Source organism: Nocardia sp. NPDC051929, assembly GCF_044548645.1.
GTDB lineage: Bacteria > Actinomycetota > Actinomycetes > Mycobacteriales > Mycobacteriaceae > Nocardia > Nocardia sichangensis.
The window spans coordinates 168,315-191,931 of sequence record NZ_JBIUCG010000011.1 but is presented as its reverse complement, the minus strand read 5'-3'; the positions used below and the strand labels follow the sequence as shown (position 1 = coordinate 191,931).

The window sequence follows — 23,617 nt, the reverse complement described above, 5'->3', positions numbered from 1 at the left end:
TTTCGCTGGTGGAGTGTTCGATCTTCGACAGGTCACGCGAGCGTGAGGAGCGCAGCTGCCACGGGACGCTGGTGACCGTTACCGCGGGTTGAAACTGGGCGGGCGGTCAAGGCTCCGTCGTCCACTTGATGCCTGATCAGACGGAGTGAGCCTGGAACTGCATCGTTTCCTGGGTTGACCTGCTGCTGCGCCGCAGGGGGATGTGGCTGAATCGAAGCTCAGGCCGGCGGGTTCGTAGGATGCCGCCGATGGGTCTCGGCTACCTGCTCGGCCGCGGCAAGATGGTCGCGCACCACGTCAGCCAGTGGATGGTCGCTGCCGAGGGCTCGCGTCGTCTGGTCGAACATTGTCTCGAAGAGTTTCACGGCCTCCTCGAATCGGCCTGCCGCGTGATAGGCGAGCGCGAGTCCGTTGACCGAGCGCCCGGTGAGGGAGTCGTCGGGGCCGAACTCCTGTTGGTCGATGTTCGCCTCGTACAGGGGAATGGCTTCCTCGAATCGGCCTGCGGCTCGGAGGGTGTCGGCAAGCGCGTTGCGGGTGCTCCGGAGCCGTGGATGGCCGGGAAGAGCGCGGTGGTACTCGGCGAGATTCGTCTTGAACAAGTCGATCGCGGTGTCGAGGTGACCGGCTGAGCGGTACGCGGCCGCGAGGTTGTCGCGAGAGGCGAGGGTGGCGTGGTGGTCTGGTCCGAGGACGCGCAGTCGGTCGGTCAAGGTGGTTCGGTGGTTGGTGAGGGCGTCATCGATGCGGCCTGCCGCGTGGTAGGCGGCGGCGAGGTTGTACCGGTAGGTCAAGGTGTCGGGGTGGTCGAGACCGAGTTCTCGCGCGCTGGCGGAGACGTTGGCCTCCAGCAATGGAATGGCCCGTCCTGGTTGCCGCACTCCCAGGGCGTCGGCGAGGTTGTTGCGCGCCTTCAGGGTGTCGGGATGGTCGGGACCGAGAATCCGGAGGCGATCCCGCAGGGAGGCTTCCTGTATGGCGATCGACTCGTCCCAGCGTCCGGACGCGCTGTAGGCGATGGCGAGCCCGCCCTGAGTGAGCAGGGTGATCGGGTGGTCGGAACCGAGTATCCGGGGAAAATCGGCGATATTCGCTTCGAAAAGTGCGATGGCGTCCGCGAGCCGCCCGGCCGTCTGCAAGGCACAGGCGAGGTTGTGGCGGGTTATGAGTGTGTCCGGGTGTTCCGGCCCGAGGACCCGCAGCCGCTCGACGAGGTTTGCTTCGCCGAGACGGACGGCGTCGTCGGCTCTGCCGATGGCCTCGTAGATCTCGGCGAGATTGTTGCGGCAGGCCAGCGTGACGGGATGATCACCTCCGAAGATCCGCATGGCGTCGTCGAGGTTCTTCCGCAGCAGCGGGACGGCCTCGTCGGTGCGTCCTGCCGCCCCGTAAGCGCGGGCGAGTTTGTGCAGGCAGAGGAACGAATCGACGTGATCGGCACCGAGTACCCGCAGGTAGACGGGCAGAAGATCCTCGAAGATGGCGATCGCGTCCGCGAGGTGACCCGCCGACAGGTGGACCTGAGCGAGCCCGCCGCGAAAGTTGAGGGTCTGGTACGCGTCCGCACCGAATACCTGCTGGCTGTGCGCGATGTTCTCGGTGTGCAGGGCCCTGGACTTGTCCAGGAACCCGGCCTGGAGGTACGTGTCCGCCAGTTGAAAGCGCATGGCCAGCGTGACGGGATGGGCAAGTCCGAGAACCTGCCCGGCGTCGGTCAGGTACGCCTCGAGCCGGGCGGCTGCTTCATCGAGCCTGCCGCAGGCGGCGTGGGCCCGGGCCAGTAGATATCGGGCAGTGAACGTATCGGGATGCTCGCCGCCGAGGATCTGCTCGCTGGAGATGACGACATCCTGCGCGAGGGTCAGCGCTCTGGCGGTGTCGGCGGCCTCGGTCAGCTGCTCGACGGCCCATCTGCGAACGGCGATCATTGCCGCGGCATGTTTTCTCGTGCTGCTGTGCACCATTCCGGTGTCCCACAGCGCGTCGATCTGATCGACGAGATGCGCGCCGTCCTGCCGGCGCGCCCACGCCTGCGAGGGCGGAAACGTATTTCGCATGATGATGGCGAGTGCGGACCGGACGAGTTCGACCGTGGACCGCGCGGCAGGAGCCCGATTACGAAGTGCCGCGGTCGCTCGCCGGAACAAGCTGATGGACTGCGTATTCGAACCGCGTTCGCGCAGCACGCGGCTCACGAGCCGGTGCATGATCAGCGCCTCGCCGGAAGTCGACCAGGACAGCAGGGAACCAGCCACACATCGTTCCAGTGCCTCGTCGATTCGCCTGGGGCTGGTGGCGAGCAGGGATCGGTGCACGCCACCGGGCGAGAGCATGGCCATCGCACCCAGAAGCCAGGCGACGTCGGCCGCGAGCTGGTAATCGCCGGTGACGCCCTCGGTGGTTTCGATGCACAACGAGATCGCCTGGACGACCGACCGGGGATAGTCGTGACCGGCGGTGCGCCGCAATACGGTCGGCAATGGGCTGTCGTGCAGCAGCTGCCGGTACTGCGCGTAGCCGAGGCGGCGACCGACCATCGTCGCGGCGGCGGCGGACAGTGCCAGCGGCAGGTCACCCAGGTCCTCGGCGACCTGATCGGCACCGTCGTCGCCGAGTCCGGTCGAGTCGGCGAGGTAGCGCACCGATTCAGGGCGAGTGAAACAGGTGACGTCGACCGCATCGCCGAAGGCCGCGAAGGACCGGTCGACGCTGGTGATCACGATGCGCGTGCGGCCGCCGGTCGGCAACAGCTCCCGGAGGTGGTCGGCGTCGGTGGCGTTGTCGAACACCAATAGCGCCGCGACGGTGTCTCCGGAGAGGTGATCGCGTAACCGCCGGGCCGACACCGCCGAGTCGCCGTCGGGGTCGGCGACGCCCAGCCGCTGGGCGATATCGGCGAGTCCGGACAGTGTGCTGTCCGGCGTTTCGGCATTGACCCACCCCACCAGACCCTGTCCGGAATCGAACAGTGAGCGTGCGTGAGCGGCCGCCAGGTGGGTCTTGCCCGCGCCGCGCAGTCCGGTGACGACGACGGCCGCCGCAGGGCGCTCCAGTGCTCGACGCAGACGTGCCAGCTCGTCGCGGACGACGAATCGTGGTGGCTGCCGGGGGATCCGGCCGACGACTACCACGCTCGTAGCCGGAGACGACACGCGAATGCCTGCTGTGAGATAGATGTCGCGGGCGTGAACGTCGGAGAGCGTAGTGACGATATGGGTGGTCAGCGCGGGGGCGTCGGTCGAGGCCGCCGCGCTCAGCCGGGGTGTGACGAGTCACCGGCCCCCGCATCGATGTCCTCGATGTGGATATCCCCGCTGAATCGTCCGCCGTGCACCCGCACACCGGTGCCGGTTGCCGTGACGCGGCTGATCCGCAACGCGGCGGCCTCTACCATCTCCAGGTCGACGCCGGCGGCTCCCACGTCCGCTCGCGCTGCCGCGGAAATGAGTTCTGTTGCTGTGGTGAGTAATTCGTGGTCATCGGCGGCGCCGTACGCCTCCAGCGCGCCCGCGAGGGCTTCCCGTTCGGCGGCGGCGTCCGGGTCCGCCTCCACCTGTGCTAGATCCACATCGCGATAGCGGCGGGTGAGTAGACCCTTCAACGCCGCATACGCGTCGGTCACGGATTGCTTGGCAGTATCGGTGAGACCGGCGGCGGCGCCGACCGCGACCGCGGTGGCGACTATGGTGGCCGGGTCCATTCGAATTCCCCCTCTGTGGCGACTCGGACGAGTAGCTCAAGTGTGCACGATCGCGGCAAAGCCAACCTTTTCCGTGAATGATTCTGCGTGCTGCCCGGGACCGGCCGCTGAGCATGCCGTTCCCAGCGATCACTGGAGACGGCACTTGCGCTCAGTTCAGTGTGAACGTCGCGCTACCCGAGATCAACGCTGCGGTGACACCGGCACGAGCCAAAAACCGTTGCGGCTGTTTGCGATTGGGAGCCATGCCCGGTTTGTCGGGCTGCCCGGCAACTCATCCCGGCCGCCGATCGGATATGCGGACTCGGATACCACAGCCCGGAGAAAGTCACCTTCCGCGCGACGGTTCGGTGTCGCGAAATTGGCGTTCCGGCACCGGGTTTCGTTGTCGATTGATAGCATTCGAGCCGCTGTCGGGCCACTGGATCGGGGGCGTTGATGGAGGTGGAGGACGTCCACCACGCGTACGGCAGACGGTCGGTGCTGCGTGGCATCGACATAGTGTTGCCTCCGGGGATGCTGGTGGGCATCGTCGGTGAGAATGGGGCGGGTAAGTCGACGCTGCTGAAGGTTCTGTCCGGAGAGCTGCGACCGGACCGGGGGAGGGTCCGCCACCGTGGGCGGTTCGGTTACTGCCCTCAGCAGGTGATCCTGAACGACGCCTTCACAGTGCGTCAGCACCTGAACTTCTTCGCCGAGGCCTATGCGATCCCGGACCTGCGCCGCGCGGAGGAGACCATGGAGATCTTGCGTTTCGCGGAGTACGCCGGTGAGCGGGTCGGGACGCTGAGCGGCGGTACGCGGCAAAAGCTCAACCTGACGCTGGCGGTGATGCATGATCCACAGGTCTTGCTGCTGGATGAGCCGTATCAGGGTTTCGATTGGGAGACGTATCTGCGTTTCTGGGATCTGGTCGCGGAATTCCGTGACACCGACCGGTCGGTCTTGGTGGTCTCGCATCTGGCTCACGACACCGACAAGCTGGACCAGGTGTGGCGGTTGCGCGACGGCGTCTTACGAGGCGGACAGGAGAATGCCGGATGAGTGATCGTGTGCGCTTGTTCGTGATCGCCACGCGCTACGGTCTCATCGAGCACGCGCGTAACCGTTTCGCCATGCTGTTGGTGGCCTTCTTCCTTCCCATATTGATCACCGTGGTCCGCGTGGCCGTCACGGACCTCGAGGTGCCGTTCCGGCTTCGAGACACCGGTCTGGTTCTGCGCGCCAACGGTAACGAGCTCGCTCAGGTCAGCGGCGCCCTGATGGCGGTCTCGCTGATCATAGGGTTCATGATGTTCGCTGCCACTTTCAGCAGCGGCGCATTCGACCGGCGCCTCTCGATGGCGGGGTACCCCCGGGTCTCTTCGGGTTTGGCGAAGATCGCCTGCCTGGTGGTGGCCTCGGTGGTGGTTTGCGTGTACGCCACGGCGGTCATCTGCTGCTACTGGTCGCCGCGGCAGCCTGTCCTGCTCGCCGCGGCGCTTTTCGGCGCGGCGATGACATACGGGGCGCTGGGTGTGGCTTTCGGCGCGCTGCTGCGCCGAGAGGTGGAGGGGATGTTCGCCATCGCGATGATCAGCTGCTTCGACATGGCCGTACAGAACCCCATCGCCAGTGCTGGGGCGGACAGCGATTTCGTGCGCTGGCTGCCCTCCTATGGAGCCATGCAGGCTTCGACCACAGCCGGTTTCTCCGACGCCACGCCATTGACGGGATTCGCCGTACAACTAGCCTGGTTCATCGCGAGCGCCCTCGTCGGTCTGATCGCTTTCCATCGGCGCACCCGTTCCTCTCTTCGACCTACGATGTGGATGCGCATCTGGAGCCCGAAGGGGTCCGGACAGTCGGTGATGCACTGAGGATGCATCTCGCACGACCACACGGTGGAGGTGCGGGACTCTTGCCGACTGCGGGGCTTACGACGGCGTAGGAGCCGGTTCGTCGGCCGGGAGGTAGACCTCACGGCGCAAGCGTTCGAGATCCGGCGCTGCGGCAGCGGGGGTTTGCGTGTACCGGTTGCTTTCACGCCCCCAGAGCCCCACGCTCGTGATGTTCACATACATCTCCGCGTAGTCCTTCCCCTGCCCCGCCAAGCCGGGAAGAACGCGCAGGAGCGCGGGGACGTAGTGGATTACCGCCTCGAGCTGGGCGCGCTGATCCGCCACTTGGCGCCGCACTTGGTCCACGGCTTCGTCACGAGTGCAGCCGGTTTCGTGACGGACCGCCCGCACCAGGTTGTAGGGAACTCGGTCTGCCTCGTCCTGATCCAGTCCCACCAGATCGTTCTCCACGAAGGTGACCCAAAAGGCGAGCTCCTCGAGACGGCGGATCACGGGGTGTTCCCGCAGCGTCGATGGCAGTTCCCGGTCGTGGTACACCTCCATGCAGGCGATGGCGGTTTCGATCCCACTGGTCGACATCCGCATCGGCAGGTAGTCGGCCGTGGAAGGGACGTAGCCACTGATGCGATGATGGGCTTCGCGTTCGGCGGCTTCGAACCACTCCTCGATGCCGTCGAGGAACCGCTTCTGCCAGCGGATGGTCCGGCCCTCGCGCAGGCGCGGCCATATGCTCGCCCAAGCCGTCGGAATCGCGCCGGGCCGCCACGGTTTCTCCGGGTCCTGGCGCAACGTCGCCACCATGCCACGTCGCAAGGCGGTCACGGCTTCCGGGTCCCTCAGCTGTGGATCCTCGAAAAGGTCATCCCAGGCGAGGACCAGCACGGCCATGCCGTAGGCGGTCTGTTCCCGGGCCTCGTTCGCCGCTGGGGCCAATGTTTGCGCCGGGATCTGGATCGCCCCCGTCCACCGGTGGTAGTCCGCCTCGGTAGAGGAGACGGCAAGGCCGGTGTCCACCAGCCAGTTCCGCAACCATCGCCCGAGCTGCGCCGGAAGCCCATCGCCGCGGGTTCGAGGCGGCTGCGTCGACCGCCGGGGGACCGCGCGACCAGGAGTTCGCCGGTCGAGTATGGACCGGGCGTAGGCGGTGATCGCGTGGCGAGCGCCCGGATCGACGGGCAGAGTGGCGAGCTGACCGGCGGCCCGGTCCATGAACTCATCAGCCACCGCTTGTGCTTCGTCCACGGCGCCGCAGGCGATGACGATCTCGCGGGCGCGCGCGGCTTGCTCGAGCGTCATTCTGCTCTGCAACAAGCGAGCAAGGCTTCTGTTGCGGGCGGCCGCGCGGATCACGGGCAGTGTGTAAATGCCCGCGGACAGATCCGCGTTGACGGGCTTACCCAGTTCTTCGGCGGTGGAGGTCAAATCGAGGATGTCGTCATACAGCTGGTAGGCCAGTCCGAAGTACCGGCCGAACTGGGCCGACGCCTCTTGCTGATCGTCGGGCCTGCCGGCCTGCATCGCGCCCACCCGGCATGCCAGCGAGAGCACGGCCGCCGTCTTGCCGTCGATCGCGTCCAGGTAGGACTGCTCGCTGCGGGAGGCCACGTAGAGGTCGGCGGCCTCGATCACCATGCCCGCGCACATCCGCTCACCGGCGATTGCCCCCGCCAGGACTTCCCGCCCGCCGAGTTCGGCCAGCATGCGCACACTTGTGAGCATCACAGAGTCCCCACCCAACACGGCCATATGCGAACCCCACACCACATTGGCACTGGGACGGCCTCGACGCTCGTATGCGTGATCGATGACGTCGTCGTGGTAGAGCGAGCCCAGATGCAGCAACTCGACGGCAGCGGCGGCGCGCACCGCCCGGTCGTCGGCCGGGGCCGCGGGATCGGTGAGCAGGTAGTACGACAATAGGGTCAATGTGGGACGGACCAAGCGGCGCGAGGTATCCGGGCCTTCCGCTGTGAGCGCCGCCAGTTCAGGCCTACCCTCCAGCCGAACGGGTCCGAGAACGTCACGGACCCGGTCCAGGTCCGCATCCAGATGGGGGAAGACAGCCGAATCGATTTCACGTGGCACGCGGGCACTCTCCTGACTGGTTGCATCGGTCATCCAGAACACCGCCGATCAATGGCAATGAGACACCATGTCGCTGCGGAACATGTTGGTATCGGCCGAAATTGAGGCCCGATCCGCAAGTGCGGTGCAGCTCGACCGGACATCGGGAGGGTGCGCCGCGCATCGAGCGATGCCCGATTTACAGCGGGAGTTGTTCCAGGAGGTCATGCTGCGCGAGACCGCCGCCGGTACCTGGATCGACGTTCACGCGGCGCGCTGGCAGGCGACGTTCACCTTCTACGCTGTCTTTCGGCCCGCAGATCGTTCGCGATCGTCGACCACCAGCAGGGCCTCTCCGCTGAGCGTGCTCTGGTGATGGCGCGGCCGCGCTGGCACCTGCACGACTCCAGTTGCTCGAAGACTCCGGCGACGGCGAATCAGTGTGCCGCGGTACAGGTCTGATCAGCGGGGATGCAGGGTTATCCTGGCGTTGTAGGCGGGGCTGAGGCCGGTGTGATAGCGACGTGGGGGCTCGACGGGGCCGGTGGCCGCACCGATGCGACGATGCTCGAGAATGGTGCGGAAGAGGATGCGCGCTTCCGCCAAGGCGAATTGGGCACCCAGACAGCGATGCGCGCCGGCGCCGAAGGTCAGCCAGGTGCGGCCGTTCGGCGCCTCGTCGAGGAAGCGTTCGGGGCGGAAGGTCATCGGGTCCGGGTAATGCCGTGGTGATTCGTGAATGAGGAGAATCGGGACTATGACGATGGCCCCCTTGGGGACGTGGACTCCGTTGACCACGGTGTCGCGCAGTGCGCGCCGCCCGGTGAACGGTGACACCGGGCGGATTCGCATTGTTTCGGCGACCACGGCGTCGAGGTATGCGTCGAGCCGGGCGGAGTCGCCTGCGTCGACCGCTGCATCGAGTTCGGCCATGGCTGCCGGGTGGACGGCCAGCATGGCGGCGATCCAGCCGAGCGTGATCGCGGTGGTCTCGTAGGCGCCGAGCAGGATGCCACGCATATTGCGGGCCAATGCGGCGTCGTCGTGCTGATCCAGTTCGGTGCCGACATACCGCGACAGCACATCCTTCCGGCCGTTTCTGTCACCGGGCGTGGACCGGCGCGCGGCGATTTCCTCGATGATGAGGGCGTCGACCTCGGCCTGGCGGCGGCTGAGCGGTGGGTAGGGCAACGTGTAGCCGCCGACCAGCGGGGTGAGCAAGGTGACGGCGAGAAAACCGCGACTTTCTATTTCCCCGAACCACCGGCTCACCGCCTGTTTCAGCCGGTCCTTGCGCGGCGCGGCCACGTCGCCGAAGACGACGCCGAGCAGCACGCCGATGGCCAGGTCGTAGCCGACCTTCAGAAACTCGAACGGTTCACCGACAGGCCAGCTCGGCAGTTCGCGCTGGACCACCTCCACCATGAGGTCCTCGTAGGACCGGAGTGCCTTGCTCTGGAACGGCGGTGCGAACAGCTTACGTTCGCGGCGATGTTCGTCACCGTCGAGGAAGATCAACGTCTGCTTGCCGAACATCATGTCGTGGCTGGAGAAGCGGCTCAGCACCTGCCCGACCGAGAAGTCGTCGTGGTTGGCGAACAGTCCTCGCACATCGTCCATGTCGTAAGTGACCAGCATGGTCGGAAATCCTGGCGGCGAGACGACGAACCGTTCGCCGAATTCCAGCAAGGGGGAACGGTGCGTGCCGGGGCGCATCAGTCCACCGATCTGCGCGATGTGGCGGGTGCGTAGCCTAGGGAGTTCACGCAGAGACAGCGTGGCATGCGACATGTAGCCATCCTTAACCCGTCGCTCGGCGACTCGCAAACATGAAATCCCCGCAGTGGCAATAGATACCGGGCCTATCACCGCTTCGCACAGGCGAAGTCGTCGACGTGCCGGTAAGGATCTTGTACTCGAGTGTTCAGTGCATCACCGCGCGAAGGCCACCCGGCGCCCCGCTGACGTGGGCCCGGGCGTCGGTCCTCGGTGGGGCGCCGATTGGATCCCCGGCCCCGTCGCCGTCATCGTCGGCCGCCACGACCGGCCGAAAACCTGCTCGGCGCGGTGAGCGCCCAGGACTACGAACCACCGTCGACGGTTTCGATCACCGGCAGCCACGGCACCGCGTGGGATTTGAAGGACTGGTGTACCGGGGTGAGCGCGCTGTGGTCGTCGAGGGCCATCATCGTGATCCCCATGGCGGTGCCGCCGTCGTCGATCGCGGCGACGAGGGAGCCACAATTGGGGCAGAAGCCGCGTTTGGTGGTCGGGAAGGTTGCGAACCAGGTCGGCTCACCGCCCGCACCGGTCCATTCGAACTTCTCGAGCGGGAAATCGATCCAGGCTGTGACCGGCCCGCCGGCCAGCTTCTGGCAGTGCGGGCACGAGCACAGGTGCGGCCATCCAGCCTCGGCACAGGCGCGGAACCGGATCTGCCCGCACAGACAGCCACCCTCATACATCGGCTTTCCCCTCTCTACCGAAAAGAGTTGTGAATACAGCTAATTCGCGCAACGCGTGACAGCCTTGACGTCCGCCCCGGTCAGCGTAATGGAACGCGGCGGGCCGAGCGGGGACTTGCGGCTGTGCCATGAGCCATGTGTCAGAACACCGCGGACTACTGAAAGAGTCTGATGTCGCGTGCCCCGGTGGCGGCCATGCAGAGACGTTCGGATGCCGATGCCGAGTCCGACACTGCGGGCCGGACGGCCCACCGTCCCGCGCTCGGCGCGGACCGCGGCTCAGTTGCCGGGTTGGCGTCGCGGTCGTGACTGGTGGGGTAGCCGTCATTGTACCACTGGCCGTTCGCGTCGCGGGTCCGCCCTTCGAATTCGGTGCCCCCAACGTTCTCCCCGGGCCCAGGGGGCGCGGTGTCCGTCGTGTTGGCCATGAGCTCGTTGCCGGCGACCTCGTTGGGCGGCGTGCCCAGCGGGCTCAGTACTCGAACGTCCCTCGCGCCGGCGAGGTCCCGTCCTCGCGGTTGCGCATCTCTGCCCAGGCCACTGCGTTCGCCGATGTGGTGTCGGTCGGTTGGTAGGCCAGGGTGTGTTTGGTGCCAGCGGTGTATCCGACAGCAGTCACTGCTGCGGATCCCACCATACGGATCCGTCCTCGCCGTTCGGCTCACCCGGTCTCGAATTCCGCTCTTAGCGCGGCGAACAGCGTGTCCACCTCGGGGCCGAAGACCAATCCCGTGGCGTACAGGGTCGTCATCGCGGCATCGAGGGCGTCGGGTCGGTTCGCGTCGATGATGGTGGGCAGTGCGAAGGACGGACGGTGGATCGGACCCAGGTCGAAGGGGTTCGCCGTCGTACCGGCCGAACCGAGAACCATCGTTGCTTCCATTGCGCCGACGTGTTCGTCATCCGGCGGGCCGAAGTCCTCATCGTGCAGTCGGGTCATGGCCGCGTCTACGTCGTCGAACGGGGGCGGTAGCGGTCGGCCGTCCCGCAGCGCCGCCAAGGCGGGCCGCACCCATGGCCGGTCGCTGAGGCCTGCTTTCGCGCAGGCTTGGGCCGCCGACCAGCGCGCCAGGCGCCGCAACTCGGGATCACCCATGGTGGCGATCGCCTCGGCGATCGCGCGGTCATGGCGTGCCAGGTCTTCCGCGCCCGGGTGATCTTCCAGCCGGGGTATCGGCTCCCCGCCCCAACGCTGCCGCTGGAAAGCGGCCGCTTGCGCCGGTAGTTCGTCGATGTGCAGGCGGCGAGAGCCTTTGTCGTCGACTACGACGACCCATTCCTCCGCGTCGACCGACGCGGTGACCTCGGGTAGCGGGACATTCTCGGGCACACCGTATCCGGGCATGTTCCACTGCATGGCCGGTAGCGGTTCGCTGCCGTCGTCCGGCCAGAGCCGGATACGCCACACATCGCCGGGTTCGGTCGACCCGGGCCAGCCGTAGTTGACGAATCCACGGCCGCTGATCTCGATCAGGTACTGGCCCTCCGGAACCGGGCAGTCGACCGCGCCGTCGGTGGGCGACGACAGGCACAGTGTGCCCTCCGGTCCGACTCGCAACCGGGTCTCACACACTTGCTGCCACTCGGCGTGATCGCCGGGCGGCCGCTCGTCCCAAACCTGAACCGTTACCGGCATATGGAAGTTGTTCTGGTGCGGGCTCAACACCACCACCGCCAGCCCATCGGAGGCGAACGGGTGCGCCGCCAGCGCCCGGTCGAGCAGTTCGAGTTCCTCGACCGGGCTCTCGACGCCACCGTCGATGCGGAACTGCCCGTAATCCATGAACAGAATCACGGTTTCCTCGCTGACCGGCCGCCTGAAAACGGTGCTCATCGCGTCATCCTGGCACGCGAGGCACGTCTCGGCCCGAGGGCGACGTTCCCGGTCAGGGGGAGTCTGCATGCCGGACCAGCGCGGCGGCATGCGGCGCGACGGGCGCTGTGCGTATTTCCGAGTGCAGTCGGACAACCGTATGGTCCGTGGCCGTGCTGCGGATCGGCGGCATGTCGAAGGCCAGCGGCCCCGTAGCCTCGGACCGTTGCTTGACGCCTACATGGAGGTCGTGACGTAGAGTGCGGTTTCGGGGGGACAAGCCGGGACCGCCGTCGGGTGCTCCTCCGGACCGGCCTCCTGCCCGCTCCGGAGGCCGCCGGCACGACCGCGTGGCCATGGCTGAATCGAGGTCGGCGCCCACGTGGAGACCGCAGCGAACTCCCTTGACGCAGTGACGTCCTCCTCACCGGGCGCAGCGATATCCCGCGGCGCGGCGACGACCCGCGACATGGCGCGCCCAGCGCGTCTGCACGCCCACAGCGCCGTCTCCACGGCCCTGGCGCTGCACAGCGATCACGCGTTGCGCGAACTCGTGGACACGGCCACGCCGATCGGCGCCGGTATCGGCGGGAAGTCGGCGCTGCTGGAGGTCGCCGGAACCCCGGTCTTCATGAAGCGAGTGCCCCTCACCGACCTGGAACGGCAGCCGGAGCACGTCCGGTCCACGGCGAACCTGTTCGACATGCCGCTCTTCTGCCAGTACGGCGTCGGCCTCATCGGCGGGCCGGGCTTCGGAGCCTGGCGCGAACTCGCCGTGCACACCATGACGACGAACTGGGTGCTTGCCGCCGAACACGAGGGCTTCCCGCTGATGTACCACTGGCGGGTGCTGCCGGACACGACGCCGCTGCCGGAGGAGCTCGCCGCCATCGACCGTGCCGTCGCCTACTGGGACGGCCGACCGCAGGTACGCCACCGGATCGAGGCCCTCCAGAACTCTTCGGCGAGCATCGCGCTGTTCCTGGAATACATCCCGCAGAACCTGCACGAGTGGCTCAACGCCCAGATCGAGGCGGGCGACGAGGCCACCGACCGGGCCTGCGCCATGGTCGAGCGGGAACTGGCCGCCGGCACCGCGTTCATGAACAGCCGCGGGCTGCTGCACCTCGACGCGCACTTCTGGAACATCCTGACCGACGGTCGACGCCTCTACTTCGGCGACTACGGCCTCTCGCTCTCCTCGGCGTTCGACCTCTCGCCGGAGGAGGCCGCGTTCTTCGACCAGCACCGGAGCTACGACCGCGGCTACACCGCAACCTACCTGGTGAACTGGCTGGTCACGGCCCTGTACGGGCTCCGGCGGGAGGACCGGGAGGCGCGCGCCGCGATGGTGCGCGCCTTCGCCGAGGGTAAGCCGCCGGAGGGCATCCCTGGGCAGGCCGCCACGGTCATCACCCGGCACGCGCCGATCGCCGCGGCGATGTCCGCGTTCATGCGCGCGTTCCAGCAGGAGAGCCGGAGCACCCCGTACCCGGACCAGGAGATCCGCTGCCTGCTGGGCGGCCAGGCCTTTCGGAGCCCTGACGTTAGGTGACCCACCGTGTCCTCGGAGCGAACGTGTAGTTGGCGAACACCGATCGACATGACGGACATGGGGTGTTCCGGCCCCGTTCATCGACAAGGCGTGGATTCTTTCCCAACTATGCGGACCATTCGGAGTCGTTCTGGCTGTTTGCCGACGCGCCGACGCCACCGACGCGTGCGCTGACCAGACCCACGATCAGGTCCACGGTGAAGTCGAACTCGCGGTCGCGGTCGAAGCGGGCGAGGTGGGCAGCGGCAAGGCGGACCTGGGGCAGTCCGGATGACTCGAGGGTGCTCTGCCGTTCGGCGATTTCGCCGGGGTCCGCGGTGCCGTAGGTGGGCCCGGCGGAGGCTTCGCGCAGCAAGGTTCCGATCAAGGTGGCCAGCAAGGCGCGCATCAAGTGAACGGCGTCCTCGGGGCTGCAGCCGGTGCGGCGCAGTACCGCGAGAGCGGCCTCGACCGGAGCCAGGCCTGCGGCCGATGAGAGCTGGCGGGTCAGGACCAGAGTGGCGGCTTGGGGGTGGGCGAGGGTGATCCTGCGGAACTCATGCGCCCATGCTCGGAGGTCATCTTCCAGTGAGCCGGTCTCCTCCGGTGGACGCAGTTGCTCGAGCAGGTATTCGGCGACCGCGTCGAGCAGGTCGTCCTTGTCCCGCACGTAGTGGTAGAGGCTCTTGGCGTCTACACCCAGCGAGCGGCTGACCGACCGCATGCTCACCGCACCGACACCTTCGGCGTCGATCACCGCCAGAGCTGCCTCTCGGATCGCCGCACGGGAGAGCCGACCCTGCGCCTTCGGTGGACGCCCGCGACGGGCCGAGGCCTGGCGGGTCGAGGTCGGTGGCGTCGCGGGTGCGGGGTTCATGGCTTCACTCTGGCATATTTCCCACGTTGTGGGTTTACTGGATTGTGCCGATCAACCTGCCCGGCCACAGCCGCGAGCATGGAGCCGTGGCGGTCGATGCGGCCAGCTCGGGGTGACCGCGTGGACTTGGTCGTCGGTCATCGGCAGCTGAGCGCGTGATGGCTCGGAACCGCCGTGCAGGCGTCGAGGCAGGTCGAGAAAGTGGTGAGTTCCGCCGACCGAAAGCCTGCACCGGCCCTCGCTTCGGAGTTATCGTTGAAGTCCCTGCTGGAGGCCATGGTCGGGGTGCACAACAGACCTCCTGGCTGTGGCCTTGGGATACGACATGCACGCACCGACCGCGTCGCTCGCCGACAACCTCAGCATGCCGCCGCTCGCGAAGCCAGTCGCGGCGGTCGATGCCACCGCGCTGGTCCGGCTGGCAGGGGCAGATGCCAACTCGCCCGAGTTGAGCTTCATCGTGGGTAACGAGTCGATCATCAGTGGTCCGCCAGTGCACCGTGAAGTCGGCGGGCTGTTCACATTTGCCGCCGATCTGGCGGTATCCAGCAAGTCGCGGCGTCTATGGCCTTCCGAATCGAGCGGTCGACGTCTGCCGTCTTACATCCCGGACTGCGGCCGATGCGTCGACGGAACCTGTGTCGGCGCGGACGCCGTCCTGAGCCTGGCTCAGACTGAGAGAAAAGGAATACGACATCCGTAGTGCTTGATCGTGAGGAATGGCCCGAGTGGCTACACCGGTCAGAATAAAGGTCTTGTCATGCAACAGTCTTCCGCTAGACCGATCGCTACCGGGAATAGGCTGTCCGACGGAGTTTTCCCGCTTTCGGCGGCCCAACGCGGAATTTGGTTCGCCCAGCACGTCGCAGGCGATGTCCCGATCTCTATTGCCCAGTACGTCGACCTGGCGGGATCGATCGACCTCGACCTGCTCGCCCCGGCAGCGCGCCGAGCCGGGCGCGAGTTCGGCACCGGGTATCTGCGCCTGATAGAAAGCGACGGTTATCCGTTCCAGTGCGTCGACACCACGCTCGACGATCGTGCACGCGTTGTCGACTTCCGAGGTGAGCGCGATCCCGCGGGCGCGGCTCATGCCTGGATGCGCCACGAATACTCGGCGCCCCTCGATCTGATGAACGATCGGCTGGCCTGTGTCGTCATGCTGCGGATCGCCGACGACCGCTGGTTCTGCTACTGGCGGATGCACCACATCGCGCTGGACGGCATGGGGGTCTCGGCCATGGCGCGCCGCACCGGCGAGCTCTACACCGCGGCGATCGAGGGGAGGCCGCCCCCTGCCGCACAGGCCGAGGACCTGAGGAAGATCGTCGATGCCGATCAGGCGTACCGCAGCTCCGACCGTTTCGCGGCCGACCGGGAGTATTGGCTTCGGCACCTGGACGGGATCGCCGACCCGGTGAGTCTGGCGGGCCGTACCGCCGAAGTGGACGCGCATCCCAGACGTGTGGAGGCGGCGCTGACGCAGGAAACGGCTGCGTTGCTGGAGATGGTCGCGAAGGCGGCGTCGTCCGGTGTGGCGCCTACGGTGGTCGCAGCCTTCGGCGCCTATCTGGCTGCGATCACCGGTGCTCCAGAGGTGGTCTTGAGCCTGCCGGTCTCTGCGCGCACGACGGCGACGATGCGGCGCTCCGGCGGCATGATCGCCAACGTCGTCCCGGTGCGACTGAGCTTGCGGCCGACCACGACCGTCGGTGAACTGATCCGGGCAGCACAGGCTGAGCTGACCGGCGCGCTGCGGCGGCAGCGCTACCGCCAAGAGGACATCTTCCGCGACCTCGGTTGGCCGATGGACGAGGTAGCGACCTTCGGTCCGTCGGTGAATTTGATGATGGTGGACACCAGGGTTCAACTCGGTGCGGTCACCGGACGAGCGCATGTGCTGACGGCCGGGCTGATCGACGACCTCTACGTCAATCTGTATCCGGGCGTTGGGGGCGAGAGCACCCACATCGACTTCCAGGGCAACGCTAACCTGTACAGCGATACCGAATTGATCGCTCACCACAGCCGATTTCTGCGGTTCCTGCGCAGGTTCCTCACCGCTGGACCGGACGCGGCACTGTCCACGATTCCCGTCGTACCTGATAACGAGCTCGCCGAGCTCGCACCGGCACGCGGACCGACGAGCGTCGCGCCGCGCACGTTGCCCGAAATTCTCGCCGCGGGTGCGGGAATCGACCCCGGAGCGATCGCTGTCCATAGCGGGTCAGCTCGGCTGACCTACCGCCAAGTGGACGAATACACCAACCGGCTGGCACGCATCCTGATCGCCGCCGGTGTCGGGCCGGAACGCGGTGTGGCGATCTCGATTCCGCGCTCGATCGATTCCGTGCTCGCGATGCTCGCCGTGGCCAAGACAGGCGCCGCATTCGTGCCGATCGACCCGACCTACCCTTCGGACCGGATCGAGCATATGGTCGACGACAGCGGCGTCGGCATCGGCCTCACCGTAACGACCGCGCGAAGTCTGCTTCCGAATCGGGTGGACTGGCTGATCCTCGACGAGGACGAGACCGGCCGGGACATCGCGGAGCAGAGTGCGGCCGCGGTCGACGATACGGTGCGGCACGCTGCGGTGCTGTTGGATCAGGTCGCCTACATGATCTACACCTCAGGGTCGACCGGATTGCCCAAAGGCGTCCTGGTCACACACCGTGGCTTGGCGAATCTGGTCGCAAACTCCGCGCAGGGTTTCGGCGTCGCCGCGGATTCCGTGATGGCACATGTTGTTTCGCCGAGCTTCGATATTTCGGTCGAAGAGATCCTGGTCAGCTTCGCCGCCGGTGCGACGCTCGTCGTTGTTCCGCCATCGGCGTACGGCGGTGAAGAGATGGCGGCGGTTCTGCGCGCGGAAGGTGTGTCCCACCTGGACGCCACACCGGCGGTCGTGGGATCTCTCGACCCAGCGACACTACCCAGCCTGCGCACTGTCGTTGTCGGTGGTGAGAGCTGCCCAGGCGAGTTGGTGGCCAGGTGGTCCGGTCGTTCTGTACTCAATGGGTACGGGCCCACCGAGACCACGGTCACGGCGACCTTGAGCGACGCGTTGAGACCCGCTGGGCCGGTCACGATCGGAAGTCCGGGTCGCGGTTTCTCAGCGGTCGTGCTCGATTCCTGGTTGCGGCCGGTGGCTCCCGGGACGATCGGGGAGCTCTATCTCGCCGGGGCGGGTGTGGCGCGCGGCTATCATCAGCGTAGAGGCCTCACTGCCTGCCGATTCGTTGCGAACCCTTACGCGTGTGGCGAGCGGATGTACCGCACCGGAGACTTGGCTCGCTGGACCGAGAGTTCCGGGAGACTGGAGCTGGATCATCAGGGTCGCAGCGACTTCCAGGTGAAGGTGCGCGGCTTCCGTATCGAGCTCGGCGAAATCGATGCCGTTCTGCGACAGCACCCCGGCGTCGACTTCGTGGTCACCCTCGGCAAGGAGACCGACTCGGGTTCCACCGCGCTGGTGTCGTACGTGCTGCCCGAACCAGGTGCCAAGGTCTCTGTGGACGCGTTGAAAGCGGCTGCGGACAAGGCGCTTCCGGCCTATATGGTGCCCGCCGCGGTGGTAATACTGGACAGTATTCCGCTGACACCGCTGGGCAAGGTAGATCGCACGGCACTGCCAGAACCAGAGTTCGGCTCGGACGCGTCTGTGGGCAGACCACCTTCGACCCCACGGGAGCAGGCACTGGCCGCACTGTTCGCCGAGGTTCTCGGGCTGGATTCGGTGGGCGCCGACGCGAGCTTCTTCGCACTCGGTGGCGACAGCATCTCGGCCATTCAACTGGTCTCGAAGGCGAAGTCCGCCGGGATCGGCCTCAGCGCACGAGATGTATTCGAGCGCAAGACCGTTGCCGCTCTCGCAGCGGTGGCCACCGAGGCGCGCACTCCGGTGGCACGCGAGCTGCCCGGCGGTGGCGTCGGCGCCGTCGAACTCACACCGATCGTGCAGGCGATGCTGGACCAAGGACAGACCTGGCGCAGGCTCGGCCAGGCGGTTTTGGTCGGTCTACCGGCCGACGTGGACCACACACGATTGGTCGAGGCCGTGCAAGTGATTCTCGACCATCACGACCTACTGCGCTCCTCGATGCGAAACACCGATCACGGCTGGGAATGGGTTGTCGCACCAGCCGGTGCGGTCGAGGCAGGCACCTTGGTGGACGTCGTGAGCGCCGATCGCAATGGCGATCCGACGTTCGATGACGAATTGCAAGCTGCCGCGGACCTGCTCGATCCGGAGGCCGGAGTCGTCGCACGCTTCGTGCTGATCGAACGAGCGGATGCTCCTTCCTTGTGCTGGATCGTGCTGCATCACCTGGTGATCGACGCGGTGTCATGGCGCACCCTGCTGCCGGATCTGGCGACCGCGGCCGAGGGCCTCGCCCTGGCTCCGGTCGGCACCTCGTTTCGGCGTTGGGCGCACGGACAAGTCGACCATGCGGCAGGCCGCAGCGCCGAACTGCCGGTCTGGCAGAACATTTTGGCGACGCCCGATCCGCCGATCGGCACGGGCGCTTGGGACCCGGCCCTCGACATCGCCGCCACCGCGGGGACTTTCCGGACCATCGTCGTTCCGGATGTCGCGAACTCGGTACTCACCACGGTGCCGGACCTTTTCCACTGCGGTGCCGACGATGTGCTGCTGACCGCGCTCGCGATGGCGGCATGCCGCTGGCGTGATCGAAGGTCATTGCTTCTCAGCATGGAGGGCCACGGACGCACGGAGGCCGTCCTGCCCGGCGCCGATGTCGCGCGCACCGTGGGCTGGTTCACCACGGTCCATCCGATCGCCATCGATCTGACGGGCGTCGACCTCGCAGACGCTTTCACCGGTGGCCCCGCGGCGGGCGCCGCGATCAAGACCACGAAGCAACAGTTACGCGCGGTGCCCGACAAGGGTGTCGGCTTCGGCATGCTCCGGTATCTGAACGCCGACACCAAGAATGCGCTCGTGGACGCGCCGACCCCGCAGATCAGCTTCAACTATCTGGGCCGGGTGCCGACCGACAGCGAGGCCGGGGCCTGGTTGCCGCAACGCTTCGCGGCAACGCGGGACGAGCGAGCGCCGCTGGCCGCGGTCGTCGATATCAATGCCGCACTGACCGACTCCGGGCTGGAAGTGACGTGGGCATACGCAGCTCGGCTGCTCGAGGCCGTGGACGTCGAAGAGTTCGCCGATCTCTGGGCTGCCGCGCTGCGGGCACTGGCCGATCACAGCGGCAGCCCAGGAGCCGGAGGACACACTCCTTGCGACTTCGACCTCGTCGCGGTGACGCAGGCACAGATCGACGCCTGGGAACGCACCTATCCGACTCTCACCGATGTCTGGCCGCTGTCACCATTGCAGCATGGCCTGCTCTTCCATGCGCTGTACGATCCCGAAGGCGCCGACGTCTATACGGTGCAGTCGCTACTCACGCTGACGGGTACCGTCGACACCGCGCGACTACGCTCCGCCGCGCAGACGCTGGTGGCACGGCACGACATCCTGCGGGTCGCGTTCGTGGAGACCGATGAAGGGCCCCGCCAACTCGTCGTCACCGACGCCGACATCTGCTGGCGGGAGATCGACCTGACCGGAATCGCGGAAGCCGAGCAACGACAGCGAGAACTCGACCGGCTGATCGCCCTGGACGCGGGCAGCCGGTTCGAATTGACCCGCCCGCCGCTCGTGCGCTGCACGCTCGTGCGTACCGCTCCCGCGCAGTACCGGTTCGTGCTGACCAACCATCACCTTGTGCTGGACGGCTGGTCCACTGCGCTGCTGGTGCGGGAATTACTCACGCTCTATGCCACTGCGGGCGACACCTCCGCGCTGCCGCCCGCGCACTCTTACCGCGAATTCCTCTCCTGGCTGCGCCAGCAGGATCATGCTGCGTCGACCGCCGCGTGGGCACAGTACTTGGCAGGTATCGACATCCCGACACGGGCGGTCTCGACATCGACCGGCACGGAGGCGACAGGGACCGGGACGGTGTCCGCCGACCTGTCCCAGGACATCGTCGCACGTCTGCAAATGGCCGCGCGCGATTCGGGCACCACGGCGAACACGATAGTGCAGGCGGGTTGGGCGATGCTGCTGGCCGTGCTGACGGGCCGATCCGACGTGGTATTCGGCGCGACGGTGTCGGGCAGGCCACCCGAGCTGGCCGGTGTCGAAGAATCGGTCGGTCTTTTCATCAATACGTTGCCGGTGCGTGTACGGTTCGATCCCGCGGAGCGGGTCGCCGACCTACTGGCTCGCATGCAGAGTGAACAGGCACGGCTGATGGATCATCAGCAAGTCGGGCTCGCCGCGATTCACAAGACGGTGGGCTTGGCCGAATTGTTCGATACGCTCACCGTTTTCGAGTCGTATCCGCTCGACCGAGGCGCGTTGTCGGCGCTGCCGGACATCGCGGGCATGCGGGTAGTCGACGTCGAGGGCACCGATGCCACGCCGTATCCGTTGAATCTCATGGTGGTTCCGCTGCCCGGCAGCGACGGGCAGGCCATGCTGCGCATCAGCGTGAAGTACCACGCCGACCAGTTCGTGCCGGAAACAGCGCGCCTACTGTTGGATCGCTTGATCCGGTTCCTGACTCAACTCGTAGGCAACCCACAGGCGCTGGTGTCCGAGCTACAGTGCTGCGACGACGCGGAGCGCGCCACGCTGCTGTCGGTGCGTGGACCGGCGTCGATGCCGCCGCGAACACTGCCCGAAATTCTCTGTGCCGGAGCACGGATCGACCGCAGTGCCATCGCTGTTCGCGCGGGCGAGACAACGATGTCCTATGGCGAGCTCGACGCCTGGTCGAATCGTCTTGCCCGCGTCCTGCTGCGCCGAGGCGCGCGGCCGGAAATGTGCGTCGTGCTTGCTCTCGGTCGATCGCTGGAATCGGTGGTGGCGGTGTGGGCAGTCGCCAAGACCGGCGCGGCGTTCGTGTCGCTCGATCCTTGCTATCCGATCGAGCGGATCGAGCACATCCTGGCCGACTCGAAGGCGGAGATCGGCGTGACGGTGACCCGCGAGGCGCTACCGGGAACCATCGACTGGCTGCTGCTCGATGACCTCGTTACGCGCCGCCGGGTCGAGAAGGTCTCCGCAGCACCGATCACCGACGCGGAGCGTGGGAGTCCCATCCGCATCGACCACGCGGCGTACCTGATCTACACCTCGGGCTCCACCGGCGAACCCAAGGCTGTGCTGGTCAGCCATCGCGGGCTCGCGAATCTGGTGGCCGACTTGACCGAGTCACTGGACTTGGATCCGGCGGTCGGCGTCCTGCATGTGGCGTCACCGAGCTTCGACGCGTCGATCTTCGAACTGCTGACAGCACATGGCGCGGGCGGCGAACTCGTGATCGCGCCGCCTGACGTATGTGCGGGCGGAGAGCTGGATCGACTGCTGCGCGCCGAACGGGTCACCCATGCGTCGATCACGCCGTCGGTACTGGCCACGATGGATCCTGGCGGACTCGATCAGCTGCGGGTGCTTGCTGTGGGGGGCGAGCCTGCGAGGGCTGAACTGATCGAGCGGTGGTCGCCCGAGTGTCGGATGGTGAACCTGTACGGTCCGACAGAGTTCAGCACTTGGGCGACCTGTCACCGCGATCTCGCCGCGGCAGCACCGATCACCATCGGCGGGCCGATCCGTGGCGCCGCGACCATGGTGCTCGACACCTGGTTGCGTCCGGTGCCGGTCGGCGTCGCCGGTGAACTGTACCTGGCCGGTCCCGCGCTCGCCCGCGGCTATTTCGGCCGTTTCGAGGCGACCGCGACACACTTCGTCGCCGATCCCTACGGCCAGCCGGGGGAGCGGATGTACCGCACCGGCGACATGGTGCGATGGGTCATCGGGGCCGACCATACATACGAGCTGGAGTTTCTGGGCCGCAACGACTTTCAGGTGAAGATCCACGGCCTGCGGATCGAACTCGGCGAGATCGATTCCGTGCTGTGCCGCGATGAACAGGTCGAGTATGCGGTGACGACAGGCCGCGCCGGGCCGACAGGGGCAACCGTACTGGTGTCGTATGTGCTGCCTGCCGAAGATGTCACGGTCGACGTCGCGCATCTGCGTATGGTCGCGACCGCTGCCCTGCCCGCGTACATGGTCCCTTCCGTGTTCGTCGTGCTCGATACGATTCCGCTCAACGCGGTCGGCAAGCTCGATCGGACCGCCTTGCCCACACCTGAATTCGCGGACGGGCAGGCCGGGTACCGGCCACCCTCGACACCGACCGAAGCAATTCTCGCCGACATCTGCGCGGAGCTGCTCGGTGTCGACAAAGTCGGCGCCGACGATTCCTTCTTCGTTCTCGGCGGCGACAGTATCCTCGCTCTCCAGCTGGTATCCAGGGCCGAGCGGCAGGGCGTCCACCGCACGCCGTTTCAGGTGTTCCAGCACCGCACCATCGCCGCATTGGCCGCGGCCGCCGGGCGCATGGCCGATGAACTGCCTCCAGTCGACGCCGGACCTATGCTCGACGTCGTGTGGCCGATCCGGCTCGGCGGCAGCGAACCCGCGCTGTTCTGCGTGTCTCCGTCCTCCGGAGTCGCCTGGCCCTACTCGGGATTCGCGGATGTGCTGTCGCCGGGCAGGCCGATCTATGGGCTACAGGCACCGGGCCTGGGCGGCAGCGAAGCACTAGCGCGATCGATCGAAGAGTTGGTCGATCGGTACATCCACGAGATCCGGATTCTGCAGCCGACGGGTCCATACCACCTGCTCGGGTGGTCGTTCGGCGGGCTCGTCGCGCACGCGATCGCCACGAAGTTGAGGAACGCCGGTGAGCATGTAGGACTTCTCGTGCTACTCGACACGGACTCCGCGGACATCGATGGTGACAGCATCGAGCAGCTTTCCGCCGGCGGCTTCGTCAGTACTTTCGGCCCGATGTTGGGTATTCCTGGTGTGCCCGCCGATGCGTCCGCGGAAGATGCCGCCGATCTGATTCGTGCCCGACTGGGCGGTGTTTCGCCGATCGACGCGGGCACAATCGAGCGTCTGACGCGGTGGTACAACATAGTGGCACAGATCAGAACCGGATATCATCGTCCCGTATTCGGCGGGGACGCAGTGTATTTCAGTGCGACCGTCGACGCTTCCGGCAACTCGGGCCCCGGTGGATGGCGGCCCTACGTGACCGGCGAGATCGTCGATCACGATATCGGAGTCACCCATGACGAACTGACCGCACGACACGTGTTGCCGATCATCGCGCGCGTACTCGACGAGCATTTGGCCGGTCGAAGATGAACCTTCAGGACAGGCCGGCATGTCACGGCAGCTCGCGGAGATAGGTTGGGTCGGTCCGGGTCTGCGG

The 23,617-nt window shown here is 66.5% G+C and carries 13 protein-coding genes; 6 read left to right on the top strand and 7 right to left on the bottom strand.

The features are described 5' to 3' along the window. Positions 1-218 precede the first annotated feature (218 nt). On the bottom strand, positions 219-3,152 hold the full coding sequence (fxsT, locus tag ACIHAX_RS16630; RefSeq protein ID WP_397278318.1) for an FxSxx-COOH system tetratricopeptide repeat protein: 2,934 nt from the start codon (positions 3,150-3,152) through the stop codon (positions 219-221). Positions 3,153-3,253: 101 nt separating this feature from the next. Then, positions 3,254-3,700 carry a hypothetical protein gene (locus ACIHAX_RS16625; RefSeq protein ID WP_356964133.1) on the bottom strand — a complete coding sequence of 149 codons (447 nt, stop codon included), beginning with the start codon at positions 3,698-3,700 and terminating at the stop codon, positions 3,254-3,256. A 438-nt stretch (positions 3,701-4,138) separates the two neighbouring features. Between ACIHAX_RS16625 and ACIHAX_RS16620 the strand changes: the two genes are divergently transcribed. Further along, entirely contained in the window at positions 4,139-4,744 is a 606-nt protein-coding gene (locus tag ACIHAX_RS16620) for an ABC transporter ATP-binding protein (RefSeq protein ID WP_355078198.1), read from the top strand. 14 nt (positions 4,745-4,758) lie between these two features. Then, complete coding sequence (locus tag ACIHAX_RS16615; protein WP_397278316.1) at positions 4,759-5,559, top strand: hypothetical protein; 801 nt, start codon at positions 4,759-4,761, stop codon at positions 5,557-5,559. 57 nt (positions 5,560-5,616) lie between these two features. Here the strand turns inward: ACIHAX_RS16615 and ACIHAX_RS16610 are convergent, their stop codons facing one another. Beyond that, positions 5,617-7,626, bottom strand: a complete 2,010-nt coding sequence (locus ACIHAX_RS16610) for a polyprenyl synthetase family protein (RefSeq protein ID WP_397278314.1) — start codon at positions 7,624-7,626, stop codon at positions 5,617-5,619. A gap of 67 nt (positions 7,627-7,693) precedes the next feature. On the opposite strand from ACIHAX_RS16610, the gene ACIHAX_RS16605 reads away from it, so the two are divergent. Then, complete coding sequence (locus ACIHAX_RS16605; protein WP_364425407.1) at positions 7,694-7,981, top strand: hypothetical protein; 288 nt, start codon at positions 7,694-7,696, stop codon at positions 7,979-7,981. 86 nt (positions 7,982-8,067) lie between these two features. Here the strand turns inward: ACIHAX_RS16605 and ACIHAX_RS16600 are convergent, their stop codons facing one another. From ACIHAX_RS16600 to ACIHAX_RS16590, 3 genes are all read right to left on the bottom strand, one after another. After that, positions 8,068-9,396: a cytochrome P450 gene (locus ACIHAX_RS16600; protein WP_397278311.1), complete on the bottom strand. Its 1,329-nt coding sequence runs from the start codon at positions 9,394-9,396 to the stop codon at positions 8,068-8,070. Between the two features lie 290 nt (positions 9,397-9,686). Then, positions 9,687-10,070, bottom strand: a complete 384-nt coding sequence (locus ACIHAX_RS16595; protein WP_397278309.1) for a GFA family protein — start codon at positions 10,068-10,070, stop codon at positions 9,687-9,689. A 661-nt stretch (positions 10,071-10,731) separates the two neighbouring features. After that, positions 10,732-11,904 carry a hypothetical protein gene (locus ACIHAX_RS16590; protein WP_397278307.1) on the bottom strand — a complete coding sequence of 391 codons (1,173 nt, stop codon included), beginning with the start codon at positions 11,902-11,904 and terminating at the stop codon, positions 10,732-10,734. Positions 11,905-12,352: 448 nt separating this feature from the next. On the opposite strand from ACIHAX_RS16590, the gene ACIHAX_RS16585 reads away from it, so the two are divergent. Then, positions 12,353-13,438: a protein kinase family protein gene (locus ACIHAX_RS16585; protein WP_397278305.1), complete on the top strand. Its 1,086-nt coding sequence runs from the start codon at positions 12,353-12,355 to the stop codon at positions 13,436-13,438. A 106-nt stretch (positions 13,439-13,544) separates the two neighbouring features. Here ACIHAX_RS16585 and ACIHAX_RS16580 read toward each other — a convergent pair whose 3' ends face one another. Next, the gene (locus ACIHAX_RS16580) at positions 13,545-14,294 is read right to left on the bottom strand and encodes a TetR/AcrR family transcriptional regulator (RefSeq protein WP_397278303.1); all 750 of its coding nucleotides are present in this window, start codon (positions 14,292-14,294) and stop codon (positions 13,545-13,547) included. A 325-nt stretch (positions 14,295-14,619) separates the two neighbouring features. Here ACIHAX_RS16580 and ACIHAX_RS16575 point away from each other — a divergent pair, with 325 nt between their 5' ends. Beyond that, positions 14,620-14,997 (top strand): hypothetical protein, encoded by a 378-nt coding sequence (locus tag ACIHAX_RS16575; RefSeq protein ID WP_364425418.1) that lies wholly within the window; start codon positions 14,620-14,622, stop codon positions 14,995-14,997. 57 nt (positions 14,998-15,054) lie between these two features. Further along, a complete protein-coding gene (locus ACIHAX_RS16570; protein WP_397278301.1) occupies positions 15,055-23,550 on the top strand; it encodes an amino acid adenylation domain-containing protein in 8,496 nt (2,831 codons plus the stop codon). Positions 23,551-23,617 lie beyond the last annotated feature (67 nt).

What these genes read in the sequence shown, in the direction of transcription:
- ACIHAX_RS16595 (WP_397278309.1), bottom strand. Translation starts at nt 10,070, where the DNA reads ATGTATGAGGGTGGCTGTCTGTGCGGGCAGATCCGGTTCCGCGCCTGT.
- ACIHAX_RS16585 (WP_397278305.1), top strand. Translation starts at nt 12,353, where the DNA reads ATGGCGCGCCCAGCGCGTCTGCACGCCCACAGCGCCGTCTCCACGGCC.
- ACIHAX_RS16620 (WP_355078198.1), top strand. Translation starts at nt 4,139, where the DNA reads ATGGAGGTGGAGGACGTCCACCACGCGTACGGCAGACGGTCGGTGCTG.
- ACIHAX_RS16605 (WP_364425407.1), top strand. Translation starts at nt 7,694, where the DNA reads ATGTCGCTGCGGAACATGTTGGTATCGGCCGAAATTGAGGCCCGATCC.
- ACIHAX_RS16600 (WP_397278311.1), bottom strand. Translation starts at nt 9,396, where the DNA reads ATGTCGCATGCCACGCTGTCTCTGCGTGAACTCCCTAGGCTACGCACC.
- ACIHAX_RS16575 (WP_364425418.1), top strand. Translation starts at nt 14,620, where the DNA reads ATGCACGCACCGACCGCGTCGCTCGCCGACAACCTCAGCATGCCGCCG.
- ACIHAX_RS16625 (WP_356964133.1), bottom strand. Translation starts at nt 3,700, where the DNA reads ATGGACCCGGCCACCATAGTCGCCACCGCGGTCGCGGTCGGCGCCGCC.
- ACIHAX_RS16590 (WP_397278307.1), bottom strand. Translation starts at nt 11,904, where the DNA reads ATGAGCACCGTTTTCAGGCGGCCGGTCAGCGAGGAAACCGTGATTCTG.
- ACIHAX_RS16580 (WP_397278303.1), bottom strand. Translation starts at nt 14,294, where the DNA reads ATGAACCCCGCACCCGCGACGCCACCGACCTCGACCCGCCAGGCCTCG.
- ACIHAX_RS16570 (WP_397278301.1), top strand. Translation starts at nt 15,055, where the DNA reads ATGCAACAGTCTTCCGCTAGACCGATCGCTACCGGGAATAGGCTGTCC.